The organism is Stenotrophomonas sp. TWI819, assembly GCF_039673075.1.
In the GTDB taxonomy this organism is placed as follows: Bacteria; Pseudomonadota; Gammaproteobacteria; order Xanthomonadales; family Xanthomonadaceae; genus Stenotrophomonas; species Stenotrophomonas rhizophila_B.
On sequence record NZ_JBDJKY010000005.1, the window covers coordinates 131,046 to 148,369 of the forward strand.

Genomic DNA, 17,324 nt, shown 5'->3' on the forward strand with positions numbered 1-17,324 from the left:
CACCGCCCGGCGCACGCTATCATCACGGGATGACGTCCGTTTCCCGAATTCCCACCGCTGCCACGCCTGCCATCTCCCTTGCCCGGAGGTGCGCATGAGCATCCGCCAACTCCCTGAGATCCTGATCAACCAGATCGCCGCGGGCGAAGTGGTCGAACGCCCTGCGTCCGTGGTCAAGGAACTGGTCGAAAACGCGCTGGACGCCGGCGCCACCCGGGTGGATATCGACCTGGAAGAGGGCGGTGTGCGGCTGATCCGCATCCGCGACGACGGCGGTGGCATCGCCCCGGAAGATCTGCCGTTGGCGGTGTCGCGGCATGCAACCAGCAAGATCGCCAGCCTGGACGATCTGGAATCGGTGGCCACGCTCGGCTTCCGCGGCGAAGCGCTGCCGTCGATCGCCTCGGTCAGCCGCTTCACCCTGAGCTCGCGCCGCGCCATCGACGAGCACGGTTCGGCCCTGCATATCGAGGGCGGCCGGCTGGGCGAAGTCACCCCGCGCGCGCAGGCGCCCGGCACCACGGTGGAAGTGCGCGAGCTCTTCTACAACGTGCCGGCGCGCCGCAAGTTCCTGCGCGCCGAGCGCACCGAGCTGGGTCATATCGAAGAGTGGCTGCGCTCGCTCGCGCTGGCGCGCCCGGATGTCGAACTGCGCGTGTCGCACAACGGCAAGCCCTCGCGCCGTTATAAGCCCGGGGATCTGTACTCGGATGCGCGCCTGGGCGAAACGCTGGGCGAAGACTTCGCCAACCAGGCACTGCGCGTGGATCACAGCGGTGCCGGCCTGCGTCTGCACGGCTGGATCGCGCAGCCGCATTATTCGCGGGCCAGCACCGATCAGCAGTACCTGTACGTCAACGGCCGCTCGGTGCGCGACCGCAGCGTTGCCCATGCGGTGAAGATGGCCTACGGCGATGTGCTGTTCCACGGTCGTCAGCCCGCGTACGTGCTGTTCCTGGAACTCGACCCGACCCGCGTCGATGTCAACGTGCATCCGGCCAAGCATGAAGTGCGCTTCCGCGACTCGCGCCTGATCCACGATTTCGTCTACCGCACGCTCAAGGAAGCGCTGGCCGAAACCCGTGCCGGCATGACCGCGGCCGGCCCCCAGGTGCATGCCACCGAGAGTGCCGCCACGGCGGCCCCCGCTTACGGGCTGCCGACGTCGGGCAGTACCGGCGATGCACTCGCCGGCAACGGCGCTGGCGGTGGCATGGGCGGCGACTGGCGCCCGCAGCAATCACCGTTGGGGTTGCGTGTGGCCGATGCGCCATCCGCCTACGCAGCGCTGTATGGCGCGCCGGGCGGTACCGCAGCGGCCAGCAGCCTGCCGCCGATGCCGACTGAAAACGGCCTGCCGGTGACCGCGGCCGACAGTGGCGTGCCACCGCTGGGCTATGCGATTGCCCAGTTGCATGGCATCTACATCCTGGCCGAGAACGCCGAAGGCCTGATCGTGGTGGACATGCACGCCGCACACGAGCGCATCGGTTACGAGCGGCTGAAAACCGCACATGACGGCATGGGCCTGCATGCGCAGCCGCTGCTGGTGCCGATCACCCTGGCGGTGGGCGAACGCGATGCCGACACTGCCGAGCGCGAGGCGGACACCTTGACCTCGCTGGGCTTTGAGATCACCCGCGCCGGCCCCGGTTCACTGCACGTACGCAGCATTCCGGCGTTGCTGGCCAATGCCGAACCCGAAGCGCTGCTGCGCGACGTGCTCACCGACCTGCGTGAGCATGGGCAGAGCCGACGCATTGCCAGTGCCCGCGACGAACTGCTGTCCACCATGGCCTGCCACGGCGCGGTGCGCGCCAACCGGCGCCTGACCGTGCCGGAAATGAACGGCCTGCTGCGCGACATGGAAATCACCGAACGCTCGGGTCAGTGCAATCACGGCCGACCGACCTGGGCCCGTTTTTCGCTGGCGGAAATCGACCGCTGGTTCCTGCGTGGACGCTGAGAGGAAGGTCATGGGGAAGCACTGGGGAGTGTGGGCGACTGCGTTGCTGCTGGCAGTGAGTATCTCGGGGTGTGGCGAAAAGAACGAGGCAGCACCGGCGAAGGTCGCGATCGATCCGGCCTTCGAGGCCGAACAACAGCAGTGGCGCCAACAGCGCTACGAAGCGCTGCACGCCGCCGATGGCTGGACCAGCCTGGTTGGCCTGCACTGGCTGGAGTACAAGGCGCACTACATCGGGCGTGGGCCGGGCAGCGGCATCCGCCTGGCGGTCGGCCCGGACAAGCTCGGCATGGTCGCGCGCGAGGGCAGCACCGTCTGGTTCACGCCGGAGCGTGGCGTGCCGATGCGCGTGGAGGGCAAGCCGGTCACCGGCCGCATCCGCTTCTTCAGCGATCGCGATCCAACGCCGACCGTCATCGCCTTCGATGACGACAAGGGCCGGCTCAGCCTGATCCATCGCGGTGAGCGCTTCGCGCTGCGGGTCAAGCACGCCGATGCCCCCTCGCGGACGAACTTCACCGGCCTGACGTACTGGCCGGGTGGCCCGTCGTGGCGCATCACCGCGCGCTTCGTGCCACATCCGGCCGGCAAGACGCTGCCGATCGTGGACATCACCGGGCTGACCACGAACATGCCCAATGCCGGCACGCTGGAATTCGAACGCGACGGCCACACTTGGCGGCTGGAGGCGATCGGCGAGCCTGGGCGCGAGCTGTTCGTGATCTTCGGCGATCGCACCAGCGGCCACGGCAGCTATCCGGCTGGCCGCTATCTCGATCTGCCCGCGCCCGACGCGCAGGGCCGGGTGGTGATCGATTTCAATCACGCCTACAACCCGCCGTGCGCGTTCACGCCGTTCGCGACCTGTCCACTGACACCCCCTGAAAACCGCCTGGACCTGCGTGTGGACGCAGGTGAGCAGGCGTACCACGCCCCTGAAGGAGAGGCTTGATGATCTCGATGTTGTCGCGTGTCGTATCCCCGTTGCTGATCGCTGCGAGCCTGTTGGTCGGTACGGGAAGCGCCGAAGCGCGCCCGGCGGCGCCGAGCGCGCCGACAGCGGCCAAGGCCACCCCGCCGGTCCCGCTGCTGTGGAAGGTCACCGGCCCGGGCGACAGCCGCCTGTATCTGCTGGGCTCGTTCCATCTCCTGCAGCCCACCGATTATCCGCTCTCTGCTGATGTCGATCAGGCGTTCACCGCCTCCCAGCGAGTGGTGTTCGAGCTGTCGCCGCAGGACATGGAATCGCCGCAGCTGGCGCAGAAAATGGTGCAGGCCGCGATGCGCACCGATGGCTCGGAGCTGAAACGCGACCTGGACGCCGCGACCTGGACCAAGCTGCAGGCCTATGCGCAGGAGAACAAGCTGCCGCTGGCCCAACTGCAGGGCATGAAGCCGTGGTTCGTCGGCCTGACCATCACCCTGAGCCAGTTCACCAAGATGGGCCTGGACCCGGCGCTTGGGCTGGATCGCCATTTCATGACCCGCGCCGCCAGCGCCGGCAAGGCCACCGCCGGGCTGGAAGACATCGACACCCAGATCGCCGTGCTGTCGGGGATGTCGGCCAAGGAGCAGCAGCAGATGGTCGCCGAGGCGCTTGAGCAGGCCGGCAAGGGCGACGAGATGGGCCGCAAGCTGCATGACGCCTGGCGCCGCGGCGACGACACGCTGCTGTGGACCTCGATGGCCACCGAAATGCGCGGCCAGTACCCGCAGCTGTACAAGCGCATCAACACCGACCGCAACGATGCCTGGGTGCCCAAGCTGCAGCAGCATCTGCAGGCCGGGCAGGGCGGCACGATGGTGGTGGTGGGCACGTTGCACCTGCTCGGCAACGACGGTGTGGTCGAAAAGCTGCGTGCCAAGGGCTACAAGGTGGAGCGCGTCTGCACCGGCTGCGCCAAGCCCAAGCGCTGATGCGCGCGGCTGGAGGGCGATAGGGTCGACCGGATGGGGTCGACGACGTCGCCGGTCCCTGAAACGAGAAAAGGCGCGGCCCGAGGGCTGCGCCTTTTTCTTGGTTGCGCCGAGCGGGGGCTCAGCGGCGGGTCTTGCCTGCGCCCGGTGCCGGCGTTTCCGGCTTCTTGCCGGTACCCGTACCCGTGCCAGTGCCACCCGGACGGCCACCGAAGCCGCCGCCCATGTTGCGCTGGAAATCCTGCCACATCTCCATGTTGCGCTCGGTCAGCTGGTTCATCATCGCCCAGGGGGTCTGGCCGAGGAGATTGCCCATCTGCTGGCGGAACTGCTGCTGCTGGTCCAGGAAGACCTGCATGCTGCGCTCCAGATAGTTGCCCATGAAGCCCTGCAGCGAGTCGCCATAGAAGCGGATCAGCTGGCTGAGCAGCTGGGTGGACAGCATCGGTTCGCCGTCCTGCTCCTGGTCGGCGATGATCTGCAGCAGCACCGAGCGGGTCAGGTCATCGCCGCTCTTGGCGTCACGCACCTCGAAGTCCTCACCGTCCAGGATCAGCTGGCGCACATCCTCTATGGTGATGTAGCTGGAGATTTCCGTGTCGTAGAGCCGGCGGTTCGGATACTTCTTGATAATGCGGGTCGCAGCCATGAAGCAGTCACTCATCACAGTAGGCGCGCAGCATGGCGCAGTGCAGCAGCCTATGCAACCGCCATAGGTAGCAAGGGGCCGCATTTATGTTGCGCAACATGGAGTGCAGCAATTTCGGCCCTTACCACCCCATGTGGTGGCCGCCGTTGATATCCAGATTGGAGCCGGTGATCCAGGACGCTTCCTCGTTGACCAGGAAGGCCACTGCGTAGGCGATTTCCTCCGGCTTGCCGAGGCGGCCGGTGGGGATGTCGGCGATGATCTTGGCGCGCACTTCGTCCGGCACGGCCATCACCATGTCGGTGGCCACGTAGCCCGGCGAAATCGTATTCACGGTGATGCCGAAGCCGGCATTCTCACGCGCCAGCGAAATGGTGAAGCCGTGCATGCCGGCTTTGGCCGCGGCGTAGTTGGCCTGGCCGTACTGGCCCTTCAGGCCGTTGATCGAGCTGATCTGGATGACCCGGCCCCAGCCGCGGCGGCGCATGCCCTCGATGACCGGACGGGTGACGTTGAACACCGAATTGAGGTTGGTGTTGATCACGTCGTGCCACTGGTCCGCGCGCATGCGGTGGAAGGTGGTGTCGCGGGTGATGCCGGCGTTGTTGATCAGGATCTCGACCGGGCCCAGCGCCGCTTCGACCGCCTGCACCATGCTTTCGGCGGTGCCGGGGTCGGACACATCGCCCGGGAAAATCGCTACGTCGCAGCCGCGCGCCAGCATCTTCTCGCGCCAGGCCCTGGCTTTGGCTTCGTCACGGTAGTTGGTGGCGACCCGATGGCCCTGGTCGGCCAGGCGTTGGCAGATGGCAGTACCGATACCGCCGGTACCACCGGTGACCAGTGCGACGCGAGATGTCATGAGCAGCTACTCCGAAAGGCAGGGCCAACAAGGGGGAAAGCGATTCTGCAACATCAGGGGGCAAAAGGGGCAGCCTCGCCAGCGGCGTGCAGGGTGGAAATGTCGCCAGGTGGCAACCGGGCCGGATCGAAGCCGGCGGCGGCCTGCTGAAGCCACCCGCCCACATCATCGCCCTCCGCACCGATCGATGGCGCCTGGCCCAGCTGCGCCCATGCCCGGCGCAGGGCCGGCAGCGGCCGGGCCGGATCCACCGGCAGCGCCGCCTCGGACTTGGAGAGCTTGCGCCCGTCCGGGCCGAGCAGGAGCGGCAGATGCAGATAGCGCGGTGTCGGCAAACCCAGCGCCTGCTGCAGCAGGATCTGGCGCGGTGTGGAATCGAGCAGGTCCGCCCCACGCACCACATCGGTCACCTGCTGCGCGCCATCGTCGACCACGACCGCCAGCTGGTAGGCCCAATAGCCGTCGGCGCGGCGCAGCACGAAGTCGCCAACCTCGGCGTGCACGTCCTGCACGATGCGGCCCTGCAATCCGTCATCGAACCCCACCACACTGCCGGGCGGCACCCGCAGCCGCACGGCAGGCTGCGCACGCTCGGCACGGGCCACGCAGTGGTGATGGATGCCGCCCTGCGCGGCCAGCTCGCTGCGGCTGCAATGGCAGGCAAACGCCTTGCCCTCGCGCAGCAGCCGGTCCAGCGCCGCCTGATACACCGCATCGCGCTGGCTCTGATGCACGACCGGCCCGTCACTGGTCAGGCCGAATGCCGCCAATGTGGCCAGTTGGCCGCTGACCGCGCCCGGCACAGTTCGAGGAGGATCGACGTCTTCCACCCGCACCAGCCAGCGGCCGCCCGCGTGCCGCGCGAGCAGCCAGCTGCCCAGCGCGGCCAGCAGCGAGCCGGGGTGCAGAGGGCCGGTAGGCGAGGGCGCAAATCGGCCGCAGTAGGGGGGCATGGACATGAACTATGAATCGTCGGTCAGTTTGCGACTTGAATTCAAGCTGAAGTCACCGCAGATTTGCATTCATCAACCTCCCATGAGCGTCCTTTTCCCATGTTCAGTCGCATTGCTCTCTTCCTGCTGACCAACTTTGCGGTGCTGATCCTGGCCGGCATCGTGATGTCGGTACTGGGCGTCAATCCCAACCAGATGAGCGGCCTGCTGGTCTTCGCGGCCATCTTCGGTTTCGGCGGCTCGTTCATCTCGCTGCTGCTGTCCAAGTTCATGGCCAAGCGTTCCACCGGCGCCGTCGTGATCACCGAGCCGCGCAACCCCACCGAACGCTGGTTGCTGGCCACCGTCGAGCGCCAGGCCCGCGAAGCCGGCATCGGCATGCCCGAAGTGGCCGTGTACGAAGGCCCGGAAATCAACGCCTTCGCCACGGGCGCCAACCGCAACAAGGCCCTGGTCGCCGTCTCCACCGGCCTGCTGCACAACATGAGCGAAGACGAAGCCGAAGCCGTGCTCGGCCATGAAATCGCCCACGTCGCCAACGGTGACATGATCACCATGGCCCTGCTGCAGGGCGTGCTCAACACCTTCGTGATCGTCCTGGCCCGCATCGTCGGCGGCTTCATCGACAGCGCCCTGTCCGGCAACCGCGAAGGCGGCGGCCGCGGCTTTGCGTACTACATCATCGTGTTTGTCCTGGAAATGGTGTTCGGCCTGTTCGCCACCATGATCTCCATGTGGTTCTCCCGTCACCGCGAATTCCGCGCCGACGCCGGTGGCGCCCACCTGGCCGGCCGCCAGAAGATGATCGCCGCCCTCGAGCGCCTCAAGGTCAACCACGGCCAAAGCACCCTGCCGACCCAGATCGCCGCCTTCGGCATCGCCGGCGGCGCCGCCAAGAAGCTGTTCATGAGCCACCCCCCGCTGGACGAGCGCATCGCCGCCCTGCGCGCCGCCAACAACACCGTGGTGTAACCCACACCGCAGTGCGCAGAGCAGAACGCCCGGCTCCCGCCGGGCGTTTTTTGTTGGGCGGGCGCCCGCGACCAAAAAATGTCAGTGCCGTCCAGTAGATGTCAGGAGCGTTGAGCTCTCCCATCCGCCACATCGAGATCTGTCGAGAGGCCGGTGGGCAGCCTGGGCCAAGACCGTCAGGGCGCCATGGATGGCGCCCACGAGCCCCCAGGGATGGGTTTACGGCGCGTCTTGGCCCAGGCTACCCACCGGCCTCTCGCCCTCAGCAATGGAAGCGCTGCCGCTGCCGCTGCCGCTGCCGTTGCCGTTACCGTTGCCAGCATTCAACAGCAGCCGGCCAGCGGTCGACACTACCGAAGCACGACGAGCCAGGCTCGCTATGACGCGTCCAGAACGGCGCACGATGACAGCCCACAAACAACAACGGCGCCCGAAGGCGCCGTCATCATGCAGATCAGATCCAGCCCGATCAGAACTTCGCGTCGAACTCCGCCGCGTAGCCCGTATTGACCAGCACCTTCTGCAGCGCATCGCTGATCTTCACATTGCCAGCCACGATCTGCTGGGTCTCCGGACCGCGGCTGTCCATACGGGCCGGGGTCGCACCCTTGAAATCGCACACACGGCCACCGGCCTCACGGACCAGCAGCACACCGGCGGCGATGTCCCAGGCCTTCACACCGGCCTCGAAGTACGCATCGGCACGGCCACAGGCCACATAGGCCAGATCCAGCGCCGCCGAACCCGTGCGGCGCACGTCTTCGGCCTGCACCAGCAGCGCGTCCACCGCCTTCAGCTGCGCGCTCGTGCGCTGACGCTCACGCGGTGCAAAACCGGTATGGATCATCGCGCCGCCCAGATCCTTGCGCTCGGCAATCCGGATACGGCGGTCATTGAACACCGCGCCCGCACCACGGCTGGCGGTGAACAACTCATTGCGGAGCGGATCGAAGATCACCGCGTCGATCGGCTCACCGTTCTCGACCAGGGCGATGGACACGCAGTAGTGCGGGAAGCCGCGCAGGTAGTTGCTGGTGCCGTCCAGCGGATCGATGACCCACATGTAACGGTTGACCGACTGCACGCCACCTTCCTCACCCATGATCCCGTACTCGGGATAGGCGCGCTTGAGTTCCTTGACGATGACCTTTTCCGCATCTGCATCGACTTCACTGGCATAGTCCATGCGGCCCTTCTGCACGACGTTCAACGCCTCGAGCTTGTTGATGTTGCGCAACAGGACGTTGCCGGCGAGGCGGGCGGCCTTGACCATGACGGTGACGGCGGGTTTCTGCATGGCGAAAAGCTCCCGTAAAGGCAGAGTAGGGGTTTGGCGGGGGAAAAGAGCGGTCCCGGCGCAGAGGCCGGTCGCACAGTTTACCATTTGTCGCTGTCCTGCTCGCATCTGGCCTGTTCATGTCCGTTCAAACCGCTCCCGCCCGCATCCGCTTCGTCCTGGTCGGCACCCAGCACCCCGGAAACATGGGGGCGGCCGCACGTGCCATGAAAACCATGGGCCTGGGCCGCCTGGTCCTGGTCGCCCCGGAAAAACCGCTGGATGAAGAGGCCTTCCGCCGCTCGGCCGGTGCCGAAGACGTCCTCGGCGACGCGCCGGTCGTGGCGACCCTGGCCGAGGCCGTGGCCGACTGCCGCTTCGTGCTGGGCTGTACCGCCCGCTCGCGCCGGGTCCAGCTGGAAGAACTGCTGCCGGCCGTGGCCGCCCAGCGCGTGCTGGCCAAGGCGGCCGAGCCGGCCGAAGTGGCCTTCGTGTTCGGCCGTGAACGCACCGGCCTGACCAACGAAGAGCTGCAGCTCTGCCACGCCGCCGTGCATATTCCGTCCAACCCGGACTTCAGTTCATTGAACCTGGCCGCCGCCGTCCAGGTGCTGGCCTATGAAGTGCGCATGGCCATTCTCGGCGCGGCCGATGCCCCCGCCGCCATGCCGGCCGACCCCGGCTTCGGCGAAGCGCCGGCCAGCCATGCCCAGGTGGAAGGCCTGTTCGGCCAGCTGGGTGACACCTTGGATGAGATCGATTTCCACAAGGGCCGTGCCCCCGAATCGGCGATGCGCAAGCTGCGCCGCCTGTTCCTGCGTACCGAGCTGAGCGAGCAGGAAGTGCGGCTGCTGCGCGGCATTCTGTCCGACGCACAGCGCATGGCGAGATTGGCGACAAATAAGCCCCTGTAAGCCGACGCAGTTCTCACTTTTTCGGGTAGTCTGTCTCGATTCCTTGGGGGGAGTGATGGGCTTGTCGGGACTGCGAAGGCTGCTGCAGAGCGTATTGCTGTGTCTGGCCATCGCCGCGACGACGGGGTCGGCCTGGGCCGGTCCCGCCCACGAACTGGTGCTGGGAAGGATCAGCGACGACCCGAAGTCTCACTATGCACAGCTGCAGCCCCTGCTGGATTATGTGATCCCGCGCATGCGCGATGTCGGCATTACCGAAGGCCGCATCCTGATGGCGCGGGACGCCCAGCAGATGGGCAGCTATCTGCGCCGCGGCCGGGTCGACTGGGTCACTGAAACCTCCGGCACCGCCGTCGCGCTGGGCCTGCGCAGCGGCGCCAGGCCGCTGCTGCTGACCGAGCGCAGCGGCGTGCGGGAGTACCACACGGTGTTCTTCGTGCGCCGCGACAGCCCCATCCAGACCCTGGAAGATCTGCGCGGGCATACGCTGGCGCTGCAGAACGTGGCCTCCACCAGCGCCTACCTGGTGCCGGTGATGACGTTGTTGCAGCATGGCGAAACCCCGGAAATTCTGGCGTCGCTGGGTGACACGGCGGCACCGGACAGCGTGGGCTATGTGTTCGCGCGGTCCGAATCCAACATCGCCACCTTCGTCCACAAGGGGCTGGTCGATGCCGGGGCGGTGAGCAGCGTGGACTGGGCCGACGGCAAGCGTATCCCGGCCAACTTCGTGCGTGACTTCCGGGTCATCCACCGCACCGAGCCGTATCCGCGCGCTGTGGAAATGGTGCGCGAAGGGCTCGACCCGCGGGTCCGCGACCGCCTGCAGGAGGTGCTGCTGGAGGCCGCCTCGGACCCGCAGGGACGCAGTGCATTGAATGTGTTTTTTGGTACGTCCGGGTTCCACCGCGTGGATGCACAGATGCAGCACCGGCTGGATGAATTGAAACAGGGCTTGACGCGCGTGCGGATGGAAGTGGAATGAGTCGGTTGGGTTCCGGAATGCAGGCAAAGTTCGTGCTGGCGATGAGCGGCGCGATGCTGGTGGTGGTGGCCATCGTGGCGGTGGTGCTGGGGCGTCAGGCGACGATGCAGGGCGAGGTCCAGCACCTCAGCGGCAACGTCATCCATGACCTGTTCGACCGCAGCGTGCGCAGCCGGGGTGAGGCCTTGGCGCGCGAGCTGTCCGATGCGCTGGCCAACCCGCTGTACTACAACGACCTGGAGCAGGTCGGCGCGCTGGTGCGCAACACCTCGCGCCAGCAGGTGGTGCGCTACGTGCTGGTGTTCGACGAGAACGGCCGGCTGATCCACGATGGCTCGGTGGACGTGCTCGAGTTCGGTCAGCCGATGCGCGATCCGCTGGCGACCGGTGCGGTCGGTGCGCGCGAGCTGGTCGTCCAGCAGTCGCCCAAGGTGCTCGACAACGCGATGCCGATCATGATCGGCAACCAGCGCATCGGCGGGGTCCGCGTAGGCATGGCGCTGGATGATGTCCAGGCGATGGAAAAGAAAGCCAACCAGACCCTGGGCGAGCGGCTGCAGCAGGTCGGCAAGCGGCATCTGGGCTGGCTGCTGCTGATGCTGGGCCTGCTGGTCGGCATTGGCGCGGTGGTGATCATCTATGTGCAGCGCACGCTGGTCACCCCGATCCGCTGGCTGGCCGGCGCCGCCCGCCAGATCGAGGCGGGCGACTACAACCTGCAGATGCGCCAGAGCCATCGCCAGGACGAGGTAGGCGAACTGGTGCGGGCATTCGGTCGCATGAGCCAGGCCATCGCCCGGCATGACCGCGAAGTGCGGCACATGGCCTATACCGACGCGCTGACCGGTCTGACCAACCGGCTGGCCTTCCGCGAAGCGCTGGACCATCGGCTGATGGCCGCGCGTGCGTCGGGCCACCGGCTGGGACTGCTGTTCGCCGACATCGACGATTTCAAGCGCGTCAACGACACCCTCGGCCATGAGGCTGGCGATGAAGCCCTGCTGCAGTTCGCCCAGCGCATCAGCGCCGCGGTCGCGCAGGCCGGTGGCGATGAGGCCCTGTTGGCCCGCTTCGGTGGCGATGAGTTCGTGATCCTGATCGGCGAAGGTGACGTGGCTGCCCGCGCCCGCGAGCTGGCCGAAATCCTGGTCCGCGAGCTGGGGCAGCCACTGGTGGTACAGGGCAGGGAGCTGTTCCTGGGCACCTCGATCGGCGTGACCCTGTTCCCGGACGATGCCGCCGATGCCACCACGCTGCTCAAGAACGGCGACATCGCGATGTACCAGGCCAAGATGGCCGGTAAAAACTGTTACCGCTACTACAGCCGGGCGATGGACCATGCGGTCGAGCGCCGCGTGCACATGGAGCAGGAGCTGCGCGGCGCCTGGGAGCGCGGCGAGCTGCGGCTGGCCTATCAGCCGATCTACCGGACCCGCGACCGCCGTATGGTCGGCGTGGAGGTGCTGCTGCGCTGGCAGCACCCGACCCTGGGCACGATTCCGCCCTCGGTGTTCATCGAAGTGGCCGAGCAGAGCGGCCTGATCGAAGTGATCGGTCCCAAGGTGCTGCGCGCGGCCTGTACCGAGGCGGTGCAGTGGCCGCCGGGTGCCGATGGCGAAGGCCTGTTCGTCTCGGTCAACGTGTCACCGCGCCAGCTGCGCGGTGGCGAGCTGCCAACGCTGGTTGCCGACTGCCTGCGCGACACCGGGCTGCCGGCGTCGCGCCTGCATCTGGAGCTGACCGAAACGGCGGTGATCGGTGATGAAATGCTGGCCGCCGCATTGCTGGACAAGCTGCACCGGACGGGCGTGAAGGTCTGGCTGGATGATTTCGGAACCGGCTTCTCCGGCCTGAGCCACCTGCGCCAGGTGCCGGTGGACGGGGTCAAGATCGACAAGAGCTTCGTGGCCGACATGCAGCGTGACCCGGACGACCTGGCCTTGACCACGGCGATCATCGCCATGGCCCATGCGCTGGGGATCACCGTGGTGGCCGAAGGCATCGAGCAGGAAGTGCAGTTCGATCTGCTGGCCCAGCGCGGCTGCGACCTGGCCCAGGGCTACTGGTTGAGCCACCCGGTCAGCGCCACGGACGTGGTGCAGCTGCTCGAGGCCGGCAGCTGACGCTAGACCGGGCGCTTGCTGCTGTCGCCGGAGATCTCGCGGACCAGCTTGGGGACCAGGTAGCCGGACAGGCGTGCGGTCAGCTGTGCATGCAGGTCCTTGGCGGTGTCGTCGGCCACTTCGAAATGGGCGACGCCTTCGACCCGGTCCACCTGATACAGGTAATAGGGCAGCACGCCCGCCGCGAAACTGCGCTCGCTCAACGCCTGCAGCGCCTGGATCGAATCGTTGACCCCGCGCAGCAGCACCGCCTGGTTGAGCAGGGTGGCGCCGGCCGCGCGCAGGCGCGCCATTGCAGCATCCACGGTCGCATCGAATTCGTTGGCGTGGTTGGCATGGATCACGAACGCCACCGGCCACGGCAGCGAGGCGATCCACTGCACCAGCTCCTCATCCACGCGCTCGGGCAGGACCACGGGCAGGCGGCTGTGGATGCGCAGGCGGCGCAGGTGCGGAATCTGCTTCAGGGCCTGGGTCAGCTCCACCAGCTTGTGGGTCGCCAGCGACAGCGGGTCGCCGCCGGACAGGATCACCTCGTCGATGTCCGGGTCCTGCGCGATCGCATCGACCGCATCGCGCCAGCCCTCGCGGGCCGCGTTTTCGGTGCCATAGTCGAAATGGCGGCGGAAGCAGTAGCGGCAGTTGATCGCGCAGCTGCCGGTGGTGACCAGCAGGGCACGGCCACGGTACTTCTGGATGACCCCCGTGGCCTTCTTGGCCGCGCCATCGCCGACCGCGTCCAGGCTGAAGCCGGGCACGACCTTCAGCTCGTCGGTGATCGGCAGTACCTGCCGGAGCAGGGGGTCATGCCGGTCGCCATGGCGCATCCGGGCCGCGAAGCCCTGCGGCACGCGCACCGCGAACTGGCCGGTCGCCTCGTCAGAGACCCCCAGCGCCACCGGATCCAGCCCCAGCTGCCGCAGCAGCTCGCGCGGGTCGCGGATCGCCTCGCGCCACCGTTGCTGCCAGCGGACGGGGGCGGCCAGGGGCATGGCGGAAAGCTGCATGGAATGGGGGCCTGCGGTTATCATGTGGGTCAGAAATATCGAGTCACCCCACCGGTGTCGGTGGGATTTCCCATTCTATCCGGCTCGCCGCGCCTGCGCGGCGTTTGCCCATTCAGGAGTTTCAGCATGGCCACTGTTGGCATGAACGATGTCAAGAACGGGATGAAGATCCTGATCAACAACGAACCGGCCGTCATCACTGAGACCGAATACGTCAAGCCGGGCAAGGGCCAGGCCTTCACCCGCATGAAGTACCGCTTCATCAAGTCGGGCCGCGTGGTCGAAATGACCATGAAGGCGACCGACGACGTGGAGAAGGCCGATGTTGTCGATACCAACATGGACTTCATGTACAGCGACGGCGAGTTCTGGCACTTCATGGACCCGGAAACCTTCGAGCAGGTCCAGGCCACCAAGGCCGGCATGGGTGGTGCGGACAAGTGGCTGAAGGGCGAGGAAGTCTGCATCGTGACGCTGTGGAACGGCGAGCCTATCTTCGTGCAGCCGCCGAACTTCGTGGAACTGAAGATCACCGAAACCGATCCGGGCGTCCGTGGCGACACCTCGGGCGGCGGCGGCAAGCCGGCCACCCTGGAAACCGGCGCCGTGGTCCGCGTGCCGCTGTTCGTCAACCAGGATGAAATCATCAAGGTCGACACCCGCTCGGGCGAATACTCCGCACGCGCAGGCAAGTAATCCGGGTAGGCGGCAGCGCATTCGCGCTGGCGCTCCCACGATCCGCGCCGCGGATCGTGGGCCCCAACTCACCAGCATCCACACTCCGCCGCTTCGCGGCCGCCCCTGACCCAGGGGCCAGTCCTCCAGAAGCATCGCGGTAGCCGTCCAGCATGGGACCGGTCTTCTGAAGGTTCGAGGTAGGCCCTGCCGTAGGCTGACCTGTTTCTCCAGCAAAGTGAGCCCGCATGACCGACACCGCCCGCATTCCCGAAGCCTGTGACCTGTTGATCGAAGCCGGTTACGTGGTCCCGATCGAGCCGCATGCGGTGGTGCTGGAAGACCATGCCGTGGCCGTGCGTGGCAGTGAGATCATCGCGATCCTGCCGCGTGCGCAAGCGCGCGAGCGCTTTGCGCCCAAGCAGACCGTGTCCCGACCGGACGCGGCGCTGATGCCGGGTCTGGTCAACGCGCATACCCACAATCCCATGACCCTGCTGCGGGGCGTCGCCGACGACCTGCCGCTGATGGTCTGGCTGCAGCAGCACATCTGGCCGGTGGAAGCGGCGGTGATCGGGCCGGAGTTCGTGGCCGACGGCACCACCCTGGCGATCGCCGAGATGCTGCGCGGCGGTACCACCTGCGCCAACGAAAATTACTTCTTCTCCGACGTCCAGGCCGCCGTCTACAAGCAGCACGGGTTCCGTGCGCTGGTCGGTGCGGTGATCATCGATTTCCCGACCGCCTGGGCCAAGACCGACGACGAGTACTTCGCCAAGGCCGGCGAGCTGCACGACCAGTGGCGCAACGATCCGCTGATCGGCACCTCGTTCGCCCCGCACGCGCCGTATACCGTCAACGACGCGAACTTCGAACGCGTGCGCATGCTGTCCGACCAGCTGGACATGCAGGTGCACCTGCACACGCATGAAACCGCGCAGGAAATCAGCGACTCGATCAAGCTGCATGGCCAGCGTCCGCTGGCGCGTCTGGATCGGCTCGGCCTGGTCAACGACCGCCTGATCGCGGTGCACATGACCCAGTTGACCGAGGCTGAGATCCATCTGTGCGCCGAGCGCGGCGTCAGCGTGGTGCATTGCCCCGAATCCAACCTCAAGCTGGCCTCCGGGTTCTGCCCGGCCTGCGCGCTGCAGCGCGCCGGTGTGAACCTGGCGATCGGCACCGATGGCTGTGCCAGCAACAATGACCTGGACATGTTCAGCGAGAACCGGACCGCGGCGATCCTGGCCAAGGCCGTGGCCAATGACGCCACCGCGCTGGACGCGGCCACCACGCTGCGTGCGGCCACCCTGGGCGGCGCACGCGCGCTGGGCTTCGGCGACCGTATCGGCTCGATCGAGGTCGGCAAGCAGGCCGATCTGGTCTGCGTGGATCTCTCCGCGCTGGAAACCCAACCGCTGCACCATGTGCTCTCGCAGCTTGTCTACGCCGCCGGCCGCCACCAGGTCAGCGATGTCTGGATCGCGGGCCAGCCCAAGCTGGTCCAGCGCGAACTGGTCGGCATGGACACCGCCGCGATCGTCGCCAACGCCCGCCAGTGGCGCGAGCGTATCCGACACATCCGTGCTTGATGCATCAAGGATCCCCATGAACACCCCCCAAGCTTCCACCAATTTCGATCAGGCCGAACTGGACAAGTTCGCCGCGCTCGCCAACCGCTGGTGGGACGTCGATGGCCCGCAGAAGCCGCTGCACGCGTTGAACCCGGTGCGCCTGCAGTACGTCGCCCAGCGCGTCACCCTGCGCGGCGCCCGCGTACTTGATATCGGCTGCGGTGGCGGCCTGCTCAGCGAAGCGCTGGCCAAGGAAGGCGCGGACGTCACCGCGATCGACCTGGCCCCGGAACTGGTCAAGGTCGCCCGCCTGCACGGGCTGGAGTCGGGCGTCACGGTCGACTACCGCGTGCAGGCCGCTGAAGACCTGGCCGCCGAACAGCCGGGCAGCTTCGATGTGGTGACCTGCATGGAAATGCTCGAGCACGTGCCGGACCCGGGCGCGATCATCGCCGCCTGCCATCGCCTGCTCAAGCCGGGCGGCCAGCTGTTCCTGTCCACCGTGAACCGCACCCCGGCCGCGTTCGCCGTGGCGATCGTCGGTGCCGAATACGTGGCGCGGCTGCTGCCCAAGGGCACGCACCACTACCAGGATTTCATCAAGCCGGCCGAGCTGGGCAAGTGGCTGCGTGAGGCTGATTTCAACCTGCGCGACGTCAGTGGCATGGCCTATGAGCCGTGGCGCAACCGTGCCCGCCTGAGCACGCGCACCGACATCAATTACCTGGCCTACGCGGTCAAGCCGGACGACGCGGCACGTGTCTGAGTCCGGTTTCCCGCCGGCGGTGCTGTTCGATCTGGACGGCACCCTGCTGGACAGCGCCCCGGACATGCTGGCCACCGCCAACGCGATGCTGGCCGAACGCGAGCGTGCGCCGATCACCTTGGACGCGCTGCGCCCGGTGGTCTCCAAGGGCTCGCGTGCGATGGTCTCGGTGGCGTTTCCCGAGCTGGGGCAGGACGCGCGTGATGCGCTGGTGCCAGAGTTTCTGGCGCGCTACGAAGGCCTGATCGGCCAGCATGCCGTGCTGTTCGATGGCATCGCCGGCATGCTCGACGCGCTCGATGCGGCCGGCTGCGCGTGGGGCATCGTCACCAACAAGCCCGAGTATCTGGCCCGGCTGATCGTGCCGCAGCTGGGCTGGCAACAGCGCTGCAAGGTGTTGATCGGCGGCGACACCCTGGCCCAGCGCAAGCCGCACCCACTGCCGCTGTTGGCCGCCGCCGAGCGCATGGGCATCACCCCGGGCACGTGTATCTACGTGGGCGATGACGAGCGCGACATCGTCGCCGCCAACGCCGCCGGCATGGCCTCGGTCGCCGCGCTGTGGGGCTATCGGCTCGATGCCGACGATCCCATGGCCTGGGGCGCCGACACGCTGATCGCACGTCCCGAACACCTGCAACATGCCAAGGCGTGGCCGCTTCCGCGCACGCTCTAGCCTTTCAAG

At 66.9% G+C, this 17,324-nt stretch carries 16 protein-coding genes; 11 read left to right on the forward strand and 5 right to left on the reverse strand.

Annotated elements, in window-relative coordinates:
* The first annotated feature begins 94 nt into the window (after positions 1-94).
* Genes mutL through ABE463_RS08905 form a run of 3 tightly spaced genes read left to right on the forward strand, consistent with a single transcriptional unit; the run spans position 95 to position 3,883 of the window.
* Positions 95-1,966, forward strand: a complete 1,872-nt coding sequence (gene mutL / locus ABE463_RS08895; protein WP_346467917.1) for a DNA mismatch repair endonuclease MutL — start codon at positions 95-97, stop codon at positions 1,964-1,966.
* A 10-nt stretch (positions 1,967-1,976) separates the two neighbouring features.
* On the forward strand, positions 1,977-2,918 hold the full coding sequence (locus ABE463_RS08900; protein ID WP_346467918.1) for a DUF1684 domain-containing protein: 942 nt from the start codon (positions 1,977-1,979) through the stop codon (positions 2,916-2,918).
* Positions 2,919-2,920: 2 nt separating this feature from the next.
* On the forward strand, positions 2,921-3,883 hold the full coding sequence (locus ABE463_RS08905; RefSeq protein WP_259261648.1) for a TraB/GumN family protein: 963 nt from the start codon (positions 2,921-2,923) through the stop codon (positions 3,881-3,883).
* A 121-nt stretch (positions 3,884-4,004) separates the two neighbouring features.
* Here ABE463_RS08905 and phaR read toward each other — a convergent pair whose 3' ends face one another.
* The 3 genes from phaR to gluQRS form a co-directional block, all read right to left on the reverse strand.
* Positions 4,005-4,532 carry a polyhydroxyalkanoate synthesis repressor PhaR gene (phaR, locus tag ABE463_RS08910; protein ID WP_346467919.1) on the reverse strand — a complete coding sequence of 176 codons (528 nt, stop codon included), beginning with the start codon at positions 4,530-4,532 and terminating at the stop codon, positions 4,005-4,007.
* 121 nt (positions 4,533-4,653) lie between these two features.
* Entirely contained in the window at positions 4,654-5,394 is a 741-nt protein-coding gene (gene phbB, locus ABE463_RS08915) for an acetoacetyl-CoA reductase (protein ID WP_346467920.1), read from the reverse strand.
* Between the two features lie 53 nt (positions 5,395-5,447).
* The gene (gene gluQRS / locus ABE463_RS08920; RefSeq protein ID WP_346467921.1) at positions 5,448-6,353 is read right to left on the reverse strand and encodes a tRNA glutamyl-Q(34) synthetase GluQRS; all 906 of its coding nucleotides are present in this window, start codon (positions 6,351-6,353) and stop codon (positions 5,448-5,450) included.
* 93 nt (positions 6,354-6,446) lie between these two features.
* On the opposite strand from gluQRS, the gene htpX reads away from it, so the two are divergent.
* Positions 6,447-7,319: a protease HtpX gene (gene htpX / locus ABE463_RS08925; RefSeq protein WP_121038240.1), complete on the forward strand. Its 873-nt coding sequence runs from the start codon at positions 6,447-6,449 to the stop codon at positions 7,317-7,319.
* 469 nt (positions 7,320-7,788) lie between these two features.
* Here the strand turns inward: htpX and ABE463_RS08930 are convergent, their stop codons facing one another.
* Positions 7,789-8,616, reverse strand: a complete 828-nt coding sequence (locus ABE463_RS08930) for an inositol monophosphatase family protein (RefSeq protein WP_019182815.1) — start codon at positions 8,614-8,616, stop codon at positions 7,789-7,791.
* Positions 8,617-8,735: 119 nt separating this feature from the next.
* On the opposite strand from ABE463_RS08930, the gene ABE463_RS08935 reads away from it, so the two are divergent.
* Genes ABE463_RS08935 through ABE463_RS08945 form a run of 3 tightly spaced genes read left to right on the forward strand, consistent with a single transcriptional unit; the run spans position 8,736 to position 12,617 of the window.
* Positions 8,736-9,509, forward strand: coding sequence for an RNA methyltransferase (locus ABE463_RS08935; RefSeq protein ID WP_259261490.1), 774 nt, complete (start codon positions 8,736-8,738; stop codon positions 9,507-9,509).
* Positions 9,510-9,561: 52 nt separating this feature from the next.
* Positions 9,562-10,494, forward strand: coding sequence for a phosphate/phosphite/phosphonate ABC transporter substrate-binding protein (locus ABE463_RS08940; RefSeq protein WP_123730705.1), 933 nt, complete (start codon positions 9,562-9,564; stop codon positions 10,492-10,494).
* Positions 10,491-12,617 carry an EAL domain-containing protein gene (locus tag ABE463_RS08945; protein ID WP_259261492.1) on the forward strand — a complete coding sequence of 709 codons (2,127 nt, stop codon included), beginning with the start codon at positions 10,491-10,493 and terminating at the stop codon, positions 12,615-12,617. The genes ABE463_RS08940 and ABE463_RS08945 overlap by 4 nt, the downstream gene beginning before the upstream one ends.
* Before the next feature lie 2 nt (positions 12,618-12,619).
* Here the strand turns inward: ABE463_RS08945 and epmB are convergent, their stop codons facing one another.
* The gene (epmB, locus tag ABE463_RS08950) at positions 12,620-13,624 is read right to left on the reverse strand and encodes an EF-P beta-lysylation protein EpmB (protein ID WP_346467922.1); all 1,005 of its coding nucleotides are present in this window, start codon (positions 13,622-13,624) and stop codon (positions 12,620-12,622) included.
* A gap of 126 nt (positions 13,625-13,750) precedes the next feature.
* On the opposite strand from epmB, the gene efp reads away from it, so the two are divergent.
* The 4 genes from efp (at position 13,751) to ABE463_RS08970 (ending at position 17,315) form a co-directional block, all read left to right on the forward strand.
* Positions 13,751-14,320 (forward strand): elongation factor P, encoded by a 570-nt coding sequence (gene efp, locus ABE463_RS08955; protein WP_123730708.1) that lies wholly within the window; start codon positions 13,751-13,753, stop codon positions 14,318-14,320.
* Positions 14,321-14,547: 227 nt separating this feature from the next.
* Positions 14,548-15,891 carry a TRZ/ATZ family hydrolase gene (locus ABE463_RS08960; RefSeq protein ID WP_123730709.1) on the forward strand — a complete coding sequence of 448 codons (1,344 nt, stop codon included), beginning with the start codon at positions 14,548-14,550 and terminating at the stop codon, positions 15,889-15,891.
* Positions 15,892-15,907: 16 nt separating this feature from the next.
* Positions 15,908-16,639 carry a bifunctional 2-polyprenyl-6-hydroxyphenol methylase/3-demethylubiquinol 3-O-methyltransferase UbiG gene (gene ubiG, locus ABE463_RS08965; RefSeq protein ID WP_346467923.1) on the forward strand — a complete coding sequence of 244 codons (732 nt, stop codon included), beginning with the start codon at positions 15,908-15,910 and terminating at the stop codon, positions 16,637-16,639.
* A complete protein-coding gene (locus tag ABE463_RS08970; RefSeq protein WP_346467924.1) occupies positions 16,632-17,315 on the forward strand; it encodes a phosphoglycolate phosphatase in 684 nt (227 codons plus the stop codon). Before ubiG ends, ABE463_RS08970 begins: the two co-directional genes overlap by 8 nt.
* Positions 17,316-17,324: the final 9 nt, after the last annotated feature.